At 50.1% G+C, this 11,594-nt stretch carries 14 protein-coding genes; 11 read left to right on the top strand and 3 right to left on the bottom strand.

What is annotated here, in order from left to right; all coding sequences use genetic code 11:
• The first annotated feature begins 2 nt into the window (after nt 1-2).
• The 3 genes from AC6I1F_RS11705 to AC6I1F_RS11715 all read left to right on the top strand — a co-directional run bounded on the left by AC6I1F_RS11705 (nt 3) and on the right by AC6I1F_RS11715 (nt 2,160).
• A complete protein-coding gene (locus tag AC6I1F_RS11705; protein ID WP_251570216.1) occupies nt 3-545 on the top strand; it encodes an SPOR domain-containing protein in 543 nt (180 codons plus the stop codon).
• 41 nt (nt 546-586) lie between these two features.
• A complete protein-coding gene (locus tag AC6I1F_RS11710) occupies nt 587-1,216 on the top strand; it encodes a thiol:disulfide interchange protein DsbA/DsbL (RefSeq protein WP_160336354.1) in 630 nt (209 codons plus the stop codon).
• A gap of 125 nt (nt 1,217-1,341) precedes the next feature.
• Nucleotides 1,342-2,160 carry an SDR family oxidoreductase gene (locus AC6I1F_RS11715; RefSeq protein WP_251570217.1) on the top strand — a complete coding sequence of 273 codons (819 nt, stop codon included), beginning with the start codon at nt 1,342-1,344 and terminating at the stop codon, nt 2,158-2,160.
• A gap of 64 nt (nt 2,161-2,224) precedes the next feature.
• On the opposite strand, the gene sstT is transcribed toward AC6I1F_RS11715, so the two are convergent.
• A complete protein-coding gene (gene sstT, locus AC6I1F_RS11720; protein WP_160336209.1) occupies nt 2,225-3,454 on the bottom strand; it encodes a serine/threonine transporter SstT in 1,230 nt (409 codons plus the stop codon).
• A 96-nt stretch (nt 3,455-3,550) separates the two neighbouring features.
• On the opposite strand from sstT, the gene AC6I1F_RS11725 reads away from it, so the two are divergent.
• The 8 genes from AC6I1F_RS11725 to AC6I1F_RS11760 all read left to right on the top strand — a co-directional run bounded on the left by AC6I1F_RS11725 (nt 3,551) and on the right by AC6I1F_RS11760 (nt 10,122).
• Complete coding sequence (locus AC6I1F_RS11725; RefSeq protein WP_160336210.1) at nt 3,551-4,768, top strand: MFS transporter; 1,218 nt, start codon at nt 3,551-3,553, stop codon at nt 4,766-4,768.
• A gap of 90 nt (nt 4,769-4,858) precedes the next feature.
• Entirely contained in the window at nt 4,859-5,395 is a 537-nt protein-coding gene (locus tag AC6I1F_RS11730; RefSeq protein WP_251451396.1) for a DUF3455 domain-containing protein, read from the top strand.
• A 144-nt stretch (nt 5,396-5,539) separates the two neighbouring features.
• Entirely contained in the window at nt 5,540-6,364 is an 825-nt protein-coding gene (locus AC6I1F_RS11735; protein ID WP_160336211.1) for a DUF1801 domain-containing protein, read from the top strand.
• Nucleotides 6,365-6,495: 131 nt separating this feature from the next.
• Entirely contained in the window at nt 6,496-6,645 is a 150-nt protein-coding gene (locus AC6I1F_RS11740; RefSeq protein WP_160336212.1) for a hypothetical protein, read from the top strand.
• A gap of 109 nt (nt 6,646-6,754) precedes the next feature.
• A complete protein-coding gene (cydP, locus tag AC6I1F_RS11745) occupies nt 6,755-6,979 on the top strand; it encodes a cytochrome oxidase putative small subunit CydP (RefSeq protein ID WP_289171402.1) in 225 nt (74 codons plus the stop codon).
• Nucleotides 6,979-8,538, top strand: a complete 1,560-nt coding sequence (locus AC6I1F_RS11750) for a cytochrome ubiquinol oxidase subunit I (RefSeq protein ID WP_160336213.1) — start codon at nt 6,979-6,981, stop codon at nt 8,536-8,538. The genes cydP and AC6I1F_RS11750 overlap by 1 nt, the downstream gene beginning before the upstream one ends.
• An 11-nt stretch (nt 8,539-8,549) precedes the next feature.
• Complete coding sequence (gene cydB, locus AC6I1F_RS11755; protein WP_160336214.1) at nt 8,550-9,692, top strand: cytochrome d ubiquinol oxidase subunit II; 1,143 nt, start codon at nt 8,550-8,552, stop codon at nt 9,690-9,692.
• A 166-nt stretch (nt 9,693-9,858) separates the two neighbouring features.
• Nucleotides 9,859-10,122: a cyd operon YbgE family protein gene (locus AC6I1F_RS11760; protein ID WP_160336215.1), complete on the top strand. Its 264-nt coding sequence runs from the start codon at nt 9,859-9,861 to the stop codon at nt 10,120-10,122.
• On the opposite strand, the gene AC6I1F_RS11765 is transcribed toward AC6I1F_RS11760, so the two are convergent.
• Together AC6I1F_RS11765 and AC6I1F_RS11770 are read right to left on the bottom strand one after the other, a co-directional pair.
• Complete coding sequence (locus AC6I1F_RS11765) at nt 10,123-11,070, bottom strand: AEC family transporter (protein WP_160336216.1); 948 nt, start codon at nt 11,068-11,070, stop codon at nt 10,123-10,125. It abuts the gene before it with no gap.
• Nucleotides 11,071-11,134: 64 nt separating this feature from the next.
• A complete protein-coding gene (locus AC6I1F_RS11770) occupies nt 11,135-11,569 on the bottom strand; it encodes a DUF4870 family protein (protein WP_160336217.1) in 435 nt (144 codons plus the stop codon).
• Between the last annotated feature and the right edge of the window lie 25 nt (nt 11,570-11,594).

Here is an 11,594-nt window from a genome sequence, read left to right on the forward strand (position 1 = left end):
TTATGGCAAGTAAATCCGGCGGCGGTTTTGGAACTTGGTTTTACGGCGTACTGGTAGGCGCGGTAGTCGGTGTCGGCTGCTGCGCGGCCGCAGCGCTTTACATCACTAAGGCTCCAATCCCGTTTGTGAATAAGGTCAACCAGGCGAGCGAAAAAATTAACCCGATCGCCGGAGGTATGATCCCTGATCCTAACAAACCGCTCTCAGAAACCGGCGGTGCTCCGAGCAATGCTCCTAAGAGCAAAGTTGTAACTGTTGAACCGCCGACTGCCGAACAAGCGGACGCGGAAGCTAAACTTCAGCAGGAACAGGGTTCAAGATTCGTTGTTCAGGCCGGAGCGTTCAGTTCCGAGGCAGAAGCAGAAAACCGCAGAGCTGAGCTTGCGCTCCTTGGGTTTGAATCACGCGTGATCCCCAGAACCGACGAAGGTAAAACACTTTATCGCGTCCGTCTCGGGCCGTACGGAACTGTCCAGGAGGCAAATTTCGTACGTACAAAGTTATTAGAAAACTCTATTCAGGCAATCACCGGAAGAATTAAGTAACTGCTTTTCGGGCCTTGAATTTTTATTTAGTTAGGACTTTTATGCTTCGTAGAATTCTCCTTGCAGCTTGTCTGGCCATCCCGGCACTTAGTTTTGCTTCGGCGGAACATCCTGAAGAGGGTACGGATTACACCGTTTTAAAGACTCCTGTTCAAACACAGAACCCTAAAAAGATCGAAGTAATTTCTTTCTTTGCTTATACCTGCCCTCACTGCTACACCTACGAAAAAACATTAGAACCTTGGGCAGAAAAACTCCCTGAGGACGTCGAGTTCGTTCGTGTTCCGGTGGCGTGGTCTGATAAATACTTCCAGTACTCCAAGGCTTATTACGCCTTGGAAGCATTGAACAAACTGCATCCCTATCATGAAACGCTGTTTGAAGCAGTCATCAAACAGCGTAAAGACTTTCCGACAATCGAAAGCATTGCGGATTTCCTGGCAACCCAGGGGCTTGACCGTGACGATTTCATGAAAGCGGCCAACTCTTTCTCTACCAAGATGAAAAACGACCGCGCTTTCAAAACGTGGCAGGCTTACAACATTGACGGAACCCCAGCTAATGCGGTCAACGGCAAATATGTCACCGCACCTCACATGGTCGGAACGCGTGAAGGCGCTATCCAAGTGATGGAGTTCCTCATCGATAAGGAAAGAAAAGCTAAAAAATAAGCCCGACTGAGAAGGCGCTTCAGAGCGCCTTTTTATTTTGGCAAAACACTTTGCTTTTTATCTAAACTAATAAAAATGAAGGGGCGGAAGCCTCCGTCCGGAACGATTTAACCTGGAGTTCTTACATGAATATTTTTCTCACCGGAGCCTCGAGCGGTATCGGTCAGGCGCTTGCCAAGGAATTTGCCGCTAACGGCGCGACGCTTGGACTTGTCGCTCGCCGAAAGGATAAACTCGATGAACTGATCGCCTCGCTTCCTCATCCGGAACTCCACACAGCTATCGTCTGTGACGTGACCGACAGAGATAAACTGATCGAGGAAGCCCGCAAATTTGATCAGCAGTGCGGAGGAACGGATATCGCTATCGCCTGTGCCGGCATCTCTGTCGGCGTAAAAACTCAGTATCGCGAAGACCTGGACGTTTTTAACAAGGTCTTTGATACGAATGTTTTCGCCATGGCTTCTACGTTTCACGCATTTATCGACCCGATGATCAGCCGCAAACTCGGAACATTGGTCGGTATTGCCAGCGTGGCCGGCATCAGAGGCCTGCCGGGCAGCGAAGCATACTGCGCCAGTAAGTCCGCCGCCATCACCTATTGCGAAAGCCTGCGCGTGGAAATGCAAAAGTACGGGGTTAAAGTGGTGACCATATCGCCGGGATTTGTTAGGACACCGCTGACAGCGCACAATCCTTATAAGATGCCCTTCATTATGGAACCGGAAGAATTCGCCAAGGAAGCCGTCAAAGTCATCATGGCGGGCCGTTCATATGCGACAATCCCCTACCAAATGGGCATCCTTTCTAAAATTCTGTGCCTGATTCCAAACTGCCTCTTTGACAAGATCCTCGCTTCTCGTAAACAAAAACCGCGAAGCGGACAAACTGAACAGACCGCAGTCCCGACAGAAGAAACAAAAGCAGAAGACGGCAGCAAATAGCCACAAAAAAATGGACCGAATCAGACTAATCTCCGATTCGGTCCTTTTTTATGAAAGTGAGGACTTACTCCTTAGTTTTCTTTCGCTCAATGTACTTTGAGGCGGCGGCTGTGAAGACTACGTCCGTTGAGGAATTCAGCGCGGTTTCGGCCGAATCCTGAAGTACACCGATGACGAAACCAACCGCAACGACCTGCATCGCAACATTCTGATCAATGCCGAAGAGTCCGCAGGCAAGCGGAATCAGAAGCAGCGAACCGCCGGGAACACCGGAAGCACCACAGGCACAGACGGAAGCAACAACAGAAAGAAGAAGCGCTGTGAAGACATCAACTTGAATACCAAGCGTGTGCGCTGCAGCAAGTGTGAGTACGGTAATCGTCACCGCGGCGCCGCCCATGTTGATGGTTGCTCCGATCGGAATAGAAAGAGAATAAAGGTTTTCATCCAGACCAAGCTTGCGGCAAAGATTCATATTCACCGGAATATTTGCCGCTGAAGAACGCGTAAAGAATGCTGTAACACCGCTTTCTCTAAGACAAGCCCAAACCAGAGGATAGGGATTTTCTTTGGTGCAGAGGAAAACAAGAAGCGGATTGACAATGAGCGCGATAACAGCCATAGAACCGAGCAGCACGCACAGCAGGCGAACATAGCTCAGCATTCCTTCAAGACCTGTCGTCGCAACCACTTCTGCCACCAGGCCGAATACGCCGATCGGAGCAAGACGAATAACAACACGAACCACGTACTCAACACTGAAACAAAGATCGGAAACAATGCTCTTTGTCTGATCTGATGAATAACGAAGCGCAAAACCTAAGCTGATCGCCCAGGCAAGAATACCTATGTAGTTCGCATTGGCAATCGCTTTCACGGGATTGTCAACAATGTTAAAAAGAAGGTTGCGAAGAACTTCTCCGATGCCTCCCGGGGCCGTGACTCCGTCCTGAATATTCGCCAGCGCGATACTGGTCGGAAATACGAAGCTCGCCACAACAGCAACTAAAGCTGCAAGCAAAGTACCGACCATATAAAGAAACAAAATGGATTTAATGCCGCCGCCGGTGTGGCCTTCCTGATTGGCAATGGATGCGGCAACCAAAACGAATACCAGTACAGGTGCAACAGCCTTAAGCGCACTGACAAAGAAACTGCCTAAAATGCCGCAGAGCTTCGCTCCTTCCGGATAAATGAAGGCAAGAGCAATACCAAGAACAAGGCCTGCCAAAATCTGCTTAACGAGCGAGCCCTGCTTAATAAGTGAAATTAAGAAAGGAAAAGTTCTTCTCATGGTTTTTAACTATATTGATTTGTAACTATGCTTTGAGTTTACTTTTTTTCTGGCAATTCTCCTAAACTCATAGTTCCTTTTTTGCACGGCTTCTACATGAAATTATCGCGAGGACTCCCTGCTGTCCCGTTTGTCCTGTTCAACATCTTTCTGGACATTCTTGGGATCGGCTTAATCATTCCTGTACTTCCCAAACTTGTCGGAACCCTTGTAGAAAACGCTCAGGCACAGGCCTGGTGGCTCGGCGCTATGCTGATCGCCTACGGTTTCATGCAGTTTGCGCTTGCGCCGACACTCGGGTCACTGTCAGACAAATGGGGACGCAGACCGATTCTTTTGCTCGGGGTTCTCGGTCTGGGCGTAATGTTCTTTGTTCCGGCCTTCTCCGACTCCCTAACTGTCATCCTCCTGTCACGAGTCCTCGGCGGAATGTTCTCGGCCAATATCGCTGTCGCTCAGGCTTATATTGCCGATGTCACACCTAAAGAACAGCGCGCCGCGGCCTTCGGAAAAATCGGAGCGTGCTTTGGCGTGGGATTTATCCTCGGCCCGGCAGCGGGCGGCCTCATCGGAGAATACAGCATTCGACTCCCGTTCATTCTGGCCGGAACCCTTGCAATCCTCAATTTCTTTTACGGCCTATTTATCCTTCCGGAATCACTCAGGATTAAAAATCCAAACGCCGTCACATTTGCAAGATGCAATCCGATCTCGTCTCTGCTCGAACTCGGAAAATTCAAACAAATCGGCGCGCTCCTTGTTGTCATCGCGCTCAGCAGCTTCGTGCAGTCCCTGCTCCACTCAACCTGGTCGCTCTTTACGACCTTCCGATTCCACTGGTCTCCTATGGATATCGGACTGTCTCTGGTTGCAATCGGCACAGTAACCGGGATTATTCAAGGGAAGTTCATCAAAAGTCTGCTCGCTTTTTTCGGACCGAAGCGGCTTATTCTTTTTGGTCTTCTCAGCGGAGCGGCTGCTTACCTTGGGTTCGGACTGATTACTGTAGGCGCTCTTGCATACCTCATCATTGTCCTCAACTTTCTGTCAATGGCCGTAACCCCAACCCTAAACGGAATCGTGTCTGAAGAAGTCCCGTCGGCAGATCAGGGTCGGGCTCTCGGCGCTGTCAGCGCACTCGGAAGCTTAATGGGTGTTCTGGCACCTCTTCTCGGAACGCCTCTTTTAGTACACACCTCTCACATGGCCCCGGGATCAGTCCTGGGCGGACTGCCTTATATCATCTGCTCGGGCCTTCTGCTTCTCGCTGCATTAATCGCGTCTTTGCATTTTCGCAGCCATCCGCGAGCCTAACCAAAGATGCGTTCGCCTATAAAGGGTACCGATTGGATTACATACCGCACTTTTACTTTACATTTACCAATATGTAACTAGGAGATCGCCGTGAACAGTCGAATTTTTCTCTGTCTAATTCCTGCTTTCATTCTTGCCGGCTGCAGCCATTTGAGCGATTTGAACGGCCCCGGCACTTCACATGCCCCGTCAGCAGATGTCTTGAGCCCTAAGTCCGGAGCGCCTTTCCTGACACTTGATGCCAAAGGCTATCAGTATTTTCGCTGCACTGTCGATGCGAGAGGCGGATACTGGAAATTCGAAAGACCCGAAGCCAAACTGACAAACAGCGCCGGAGAAACTGTCGCTGAACTCAGCGGACCAATGCAGGCCTTTGACCACAGCGACGGATCAAGAATCATTTCTTCGCATATAACCGCCTGGGTTAATCCGGCTAATCCCGCCGTCGACAATAAACTTGCACTCCTACAGGCCGTGTCGGATGACCGAGAAGGCGTCTTCAAAGGAGTTAGGTACATCCAAAGACTGGATACCGTCGGCGGAATGCCTCAGGGTTCCTGTACCCAGCCCGATAACGGCAAACTGCAGAAGGTCCCCTTCAGCGCTAAGTTTGTTTTCTGGAAGTAGCGGGTAAATCATCACGGAAAACCTTAGAGATCGTCGCGTCTGCAGCTGCAGGCGCTCGATCTCCCGATGACGGGCCTAAGTTCAAAAGTCAAATTGAGGTATAATTACAGTTTGGCTAAGCAATTGGTTTTAGGGAGGAAATTAATGGGCCTGACCGCAACTACCGTTGGAGGTTACCTCAGAGACTTACCCGCTGACAGACGGGTCGCGATGGCAAGAGTCTGCAGTATGATTCGCCGTTCCGCAAGAGGCGTAAGGGAAAGTATGCGTTATGGTCTGGCTTTCTATGAGCTCCATGGCCCGTTATTCGCTTTAGAGTCAACCGATAAGGATATGACTCTCTTCGTCGCCGAACCTGAAGTCATGGAACAGCATAAAAGTTCTCTTCAGAACTATATTCCGGAAAGATGCGCCATCCGCTTCACTGACTTGAACCGTATTCCGCTCGACAGCCTTGAGAAAATTGTCAGGGATTCCGTCGCCGCTCGCCGCGAACGTCTGAAAGTCGGCTCTGCCCCTACTCAGAAAGAGCTCCTCGCCCTTTGGAAAATCACCGAAGAAGAAGCTAAGGCGCCGCCTCCCATCGTCGTCATTCCGATGGGCAGAGATGAGACCGAAACAGAAGAGCCGGCCCCTGAAGTTCAGGTTCCGGAAGAACCTAAGGAGCCCGTTGAGATCCTCAGAGCCCCGACTTTTAAGGATCCGGCCATGACCGCAAGCAGCCGCCCAAAGAAACAGACGGCTGAAACAGAGGAAACAAAAGCAGAAAAGCCCAAACGCAAAACTGCTGCAAGAAAGAAAACTGCAGCAAAAACCGCTGAAGGCAGTGAGACAGTCAAAAAAACGACTGCTAAAAAAACGACAGCGTCCAAGAAAACCGCAAAAACCTCCGGCTCAGCTGGTACTGCGGCTAAAAAATCTTCTTCCGTAAAGAAGAAAACAACAGCTCGAAACGCCTCTGAGAAGTAATTTCAAACGAATGCTCAAAAACTCCGGACCTCCGGAGTTTTTTCTTTCTCAAATTGGACAAATAAAGCGTTGCGGGAGGTTATTTATGCAATGATTAGCTTGTCTGCAATTTAATTTTGTGTTTTTTGTATATGGACAAAAAAGAGAAAAAATCTCTGTGGAAATGGCTCGTTGTCGCCGTAGCCGTGATTTTCGTTGTCTTCATGGCCGTCCTTCCATTCGCTTGGGAAAGCGGAGATGATGTTCCTGCGCCGAATGCAACTATCGACAGCGGAAACTAAATAATGAGAGATCAAGAGGTTACTGTTCTCTCAGACGTGTCATTCGTAATAAAATCCAACAACAAATAAACCAATTGAATGCAAATTAACCGGGCTCGTTCTTGCTGGTATGACACAACTGAAAAAAAACACAGATATACAAAAAACGGAGATAAAAGGTGAACAGAAACTAAGCGTTAAACTTTTTCTGGTCATATTCATCAAAATGCTCTGTATATTTGCGATCTTTTTCATGTTTTTCGGACCGGAAACCCGAAAAAGTCAGGATCCTGAAACTGTCAGCAGCGGGATCTTAGCCCCTCAACCTATGAATGAAACGGAGGGAAAGAAATAATGATCTCGACTGAATTAGTTGACCTGTCACGGCTGCAGTTCGCCGCAACAGCGATGTATCACTATTTGTTCGTGCCTCTGACCCTCGGTCTCTCCATGCTTTTGGTAGCAATGGAGGCCTGTTATCTGGTCACGGGCAAACAAGTGTACAAAGACATGGTTAAATTCTGGGGAAAACTCTTCGGAATTAACTTTGCTCTCGGCGTTACAACCGGTATTACCATGGAATTCCAGTTCGGTACGAACTGGTCCTATTACTCCCATTATGTCGGCGACATTTTCGGAGCCCCTCTTGCGATTGAAGGCCTCATGGCGTTCTTCCTTGAGTCCACATTTATCGGCTTGTTCTTCTTCGGATGGAACCGTCTGAAAAAGGGCACGCACTTCCTCTGCACTTTCCTGATGGCGCTCGGCTCTAACTTATCCGCCCTCTGGATTCTTGTCGCCAACGGCTGGATGCAGTACCCGACAGGCGCCGAATTCAACTATCAGACGATGCGAATGGAAATGACGAATTTCTTCGACGTCTTCCTTAGCCCTTGGGCCCAGGCTAAGTTCTTCCACACGGTTTCCGCCGGCTACTGCACCGGTGCGGCTTTCGTGCTCGCGATTTCCGCTTACTACATCCTTAAAAACAGAGATCTTGACTTCGCTAAGCGCAGCTTCCGTATCGCCGCTGTCTTCGGTCTTGTCGCCGCGATTTTCACCGTTCAGCAGGGCGATGAATCCGGTTACCTCGTTGCTCAGGATCAGCCGGCTAAACTCGCTTCCATGGAAGGCATTTGGCATACAGATCCTGCACCCGCTCCTATGGCGCTCCTCGCCTGGGCAGATCCGGAACAGAAGAAAAACACTTTTGAAATTACCGTCCCCTGGGTCGCCGGTATCCTCTCCACTCGTTCTCTCGATAAGACTCTTCCGGGCCTTAACGACATTATTGCCCAGAACAAAGAGCGAATCACTCAGGGCGTCGTCGCCGTTCAGGCGCTTGAAAAACTCAGAAAGGATCCTAAGGACGAACAGGCTAAGAATATTTTTGAGCAGCACAAGAAAGACCTCGGCTTCGGTCTTCTTACTAAGAAATATCAGCCTGACAGCGCTAAGGTAACCGAAGAAGACATCCAGAAAGCCGCGGATGACTCCATCCCTTATTCAGTCAACTCCATGTTCTACGCCTTCCGAATTATGGCGGGTACAGGCGTTGCGCTGCTACTTGTCTTCGGACTGTCTGTTTACTACTCGGTTCGCCGTGTAGTCGCTCAGAAACGTCTCTGGCTGCGACTGGTACTGTTTGCGGTTCCGCTCCCCTGGATCGCATGCGAAGCCGGCTGGTTCGTTGCTGAATACGGGCGCCAGCCCTGGACGATTTGGGAAATCCTCCCGACTCACTTATCTGTATCTTCACTGTCTGTCGGCTCGCTTTGGGGCTCTCTGGGAAGCTTGGTGGTTCTCTATACCGGCTTGCTGATCGTTGAGGCCTGGCTGATGGTACGCTTTGCCAAACTCGGACCGAGTGCTTTAGGCACAGGTGCTTATCACCATGAACAGGCTGCAAAATAAGGAGAGAGAGAATGTTTATTGATTACGAAATACTCAAGCTTATTTGGTGGCTCTTTATCGGTCTGCTTCTTGCTGGTTTTGCGGTGATGGACGGACAGGATATGGGCGTCGGTACACTCCTCCCCTTTATCGGCAGAACCGATGACCAGAGACGCGTCATGATTAATTCCGTCGCGCCTCACTGGGACGGAAACCAGGTATGGTTCATCACGGGCGGCGGCGCTATCTTCGCCGCTTGGCCTCTGATCTACGCTACCGCCTTCTCCGGCTTCTACTGGGCAATGCTGCTTGTCCTCTTTGCCCTGTTCTTCCGCCCCGTCGGTTTTGATTACCGCAGCAAGGTCGCAAATACCGCATGGAGAGGAACTTGGGACTGGCTTCTCTTCCTCGGAAGCTTTGTCCCGCCGGTTGTGTGCGGCGTCGCTTTCGGCAACCTCCTCGAAGGTGTTCCGTTCCACTTTGACGACCATCTGAGAAGCTTCTACACAGGCTCCTTCTGGGCCCTTCTTAACCCGTTCGCAATCCTCTGCGGTCTGGTTTCCATCTGTATGGTCGTCGCTCAGGGTTCCAACTACCTCGTACTCCGTACGGAGGGCGAGCTGCAGGGACGTGCTAAGGTCTGCGGTCAGATTTCTTCACTGCTCTTCCTTGCACTCTTCATCCTTGCAGGTATTTGGGTCTACATGGGTATCAACGGCTATGTCATTACCTCTGCGATCGATCCGAACATGCTTCCCAATCCGATGAGCAAAACCGTGGAAGTTCAGTCAGGCGCCTGGTTCGCTAACTACATGAACTACCCGATCCTCTGGATATTCCCGGCTCTTTCTGTTGCCGGAGCACTCCTCTCGTTCGTATGCGTGAGCAAAATGAAGGCCGGCGCCGCAATCGTTTTCTCCTCTCTGGCAGAAATCGGTACCATCTTTACTCCGCTGGTCGCCATGTTCCCGTTCCTGATGCCGTCCTCTTCCAACCCCGTCTCTTCTCTGACGGCATGGGACTGCACGAGCTCTGAACTGACTCTGTTCACGATGCTGTTCGTCACGATCGTATTCCTGCCGATTGTCCTGCTTTACACAGGCTGGGCTTACAAAGTCATGAGCGGAAAACTGACCGACGCAATGATTCAGAAAGATTCTAAGAATCTTTACTAATCGATCTATTTCAACTTAAAACTGTCCGGGCGCTGTCCGGACAGAAAAGAGACAAAAAAACTATGACGTATATTGCTTGGATCTGCGCCTTTCTTCTGATGATCGTCCTTAGCGCCCTTGCAACACTGGGCCTGGATTTTTCCGACGATAATCAGTCGAATTCATAATGCGTATCTTGTCCTTTTTGATCGCTTTGGCGGTGGCCGCATCCGTTATCCTTTATCCGCGCGCTATCGCCAGCGATATGACGGATGTCCCCCACGGATGGCTGGTGCTCCTACTGATCGGAATGAGTTTGTGCTTTGTGCACGGTGTGGGATTTAAAACCAACAGCCGTATTCTTAATATTATTTTTTCTCCGCTGGTTGCGTGGCCCTGTGTGGCCGCTGCAGGATACATCATCCTCAGTCAGGGACCTCTGTTCTGCTAATTAAAGCAGTCCGAAAGAGGCCATAAATACCGGCATTGTTAAAGACGACAGCGCAGTGCTCGCAAGCAGAGCATTCGCTGTTGATTCTTTTACCACATTAAACTCGCGGCTCATAATGTACACATTGACGCCAACCGGCAGACAGCCGAAAAGACATGCAGCCTGAGTTTCTATTCGGCCAAGCTCGAGCCCCCGGCACAATAGGTACACCGTCAGAGGCATCACAGCGAGCTTAAAAAATGTTTCTGCTGCGGTAACGCTCAGATGCGAAGCGATTCGATACTGCGCCAATCCGATGCCCACAGAAAAAAGCGCTACCGGCGTCGCCGCTGCGGCAAGTCCTGTAAGCACCGACTCAGCAGCCGTCGGAAGCGATATATGGAAATACGAAAAACAAAGACCGGCTAAGATCGCTGCAATCACCGGATTCTTAACCGTTCTGTACAAGCCTTCCGCACACGTTCTTAAATACGACGGAGAGCAGCTTCGGCAAACCTCAACAGCAATCGTCGCAACAAGCCAAAGTACAAAAACATTGATCGAAATCAGAAGAGAAATCGCCGGAATACAGTCTTCTCCAAGCAGCGATATTGCAAGCGGTACACCAAGCTGAACATTGTTCGAGAAAATGGCGCCCATGGAAAATACAGTGCTTTCATCGCCCGCCATGGCAAAAGACTTTCGACCGATAGTCCAAGCCGCTATGCAGACAATAAAACATGCGCCAAAAAACGCGATCCCGATCTTCCAGTCCGGCGGCGGAAGTTCCCCGATTCTGCGCATAGATTGAAAAAGCATGCACGGAATCGTTACCGTAAACGAAAATTTTGCCAGAGCTGCGCCAACCTCGCTTCCCAACAGTTTCACTTTCGCACAGAGCCAACCGGCCCCTATTGTCAGGAAAAGAGGCAGCGAAACCAGGAAAGTCTGAAGAAAAAGCGCCACCATGCCCTCAAAGAATCCGTCTGAGAGAGATTATAAGAGAGGCTTATAGCTGAGTCGCCTGCTTACGTTACATTGGCATCGGCAGACCATCGGACAGACGCATCCATCCGCGAATAATGCGATAGCAGACCCAAATTCCTAAAATGACAAAACCGACAATCCAAATGGCGAAACCGATCAGGAAAATAGCAAGCAGCAGGCCGAGAAGCCAGACGAGAATAATCCACAGAAGCGCATACCAGAATGTCCTGATCTGCCAGGAGAAATGACTGTCCAGATAGGTGCCCCTGACGTCAGATCGTTCCACATAATTGATAATAACGGCAATAATCGACGGCCAGCCGAATACAAAGGCCGTCGCTATTGATGCTCCGGTAAATACTCCGATTAAAATCGACAGCGCATGAAGCGCATAAACCACACGTGTAACAGTAATTAAACTGGGCGGAACCGGAGCGCGTCTAACCCCGCTCTCATCAGTTACAATTTCATATTCGCTCATTCTTTTCCCCAACAAGGAACGTTCT

The organism is Parasutterella sp. St.1A3 (assembly GCF_059728705.1).

What these genes read in the sequence shown, in the direction of transcription:
- AC6I1F_RS11715 (WP_251570217.1), top strand. Translation starts at nt 1,342, where the DNA reads ATGAATATTTTTCTCACCGGAGCCTCGAGCGGTATCGGTCAGGCGCTT.
- AC6I1F_RS11770 (WP_160336217.1), bottom strand. Translation starts at nt 11,569, where the DNA reads ATGAGCGAATATGAAATTGTAACTGATGAGAGCGGGGTTAGACGCGCT.
- AC6I1F_RS11750 (WP_160336213.1), top strand. Translation starts at nt 6,979, where the DNA reads ATGATCTCGACTGAATTAGTTGACCTGTCACGGCTGCAGTTCGCCGCA.
- AC6I1F_RS11705 (WP_251570216.1), top strand. Translation starts at nt 3, where the DNA reads ATGGCAAGTAAATCCGGCGGCGGTTTTGGAACTTGGTTTTACGGCGTA.
- sstT (WP_160336209.1), bottom strand. Translation starts at nt 3,454, where the DNA reads ATGAGAAGAACTTTTCCTTTCTTAATTTCACTTATTAAGCAGGGCTCG.
- AC6I1F_RS11725 (WP_160336210.1), top strand. Translation starts at nt 3,551, where the DNA reads ATGAAATTATCGCGAGGACTCCCTGCTGTCCCGTTTGTCCTGTTCAAC.
- AC6I1F_RS11765 (WP_160336216.1), bottom strand. Translation starts at nt 11,070, where the DNA reads ATGGTGGCGCTTTTTCTTCAGACTTTCCTGGTTTCGCTGCCTCTTTTC.
- cydP (WP_289171402.1), top strand. Translation starts at nt 6,755, where the DNA reads ATGACACAACTGAAAAAAAACACAGATATACAAAAAACGGAGATAAAA.
- AC6I1F_RS11760 (WP_160336215.1), top strand. Translation starts at nt 9,859, where the DNA reads ATGCGTATCTTGTCCTTTTTGATCGCTTTGGCGGTGGCCGCATCCGTT.
- cydB (WP_160336214.1), top strand. Translation starts at nt 8,550, where the DNA reads ATGTTTATTGATTACGAAATACTCAAGCTTATTTGGTGGCTCTTTATC.
- AC6I1F_RS11710 (WP_160336354.1), top strand. Translation starts at nt 587, where the DNA reads ATGCTTCGTAGAATTCTCCTTGCAGCTTGTCTGGCCATCCCGGCACTT.
- AC6I1F_RS11740 (WP_160336212.1), top strand. Translation starts at nt 6,496, where the DNA reads ATGGACAAAAAAGAGAAAAAATCTCTGTGGAAATGGCTCGTTGTCGCC.
- AC6I1F_RS11735 (WP_160336211.1), top strand. Translation starts at nt 5,540, where the DNA reads ATGGGCCTGACCGCAACTACCGTTGGAGGTTACCTCAGAGACTTACCC.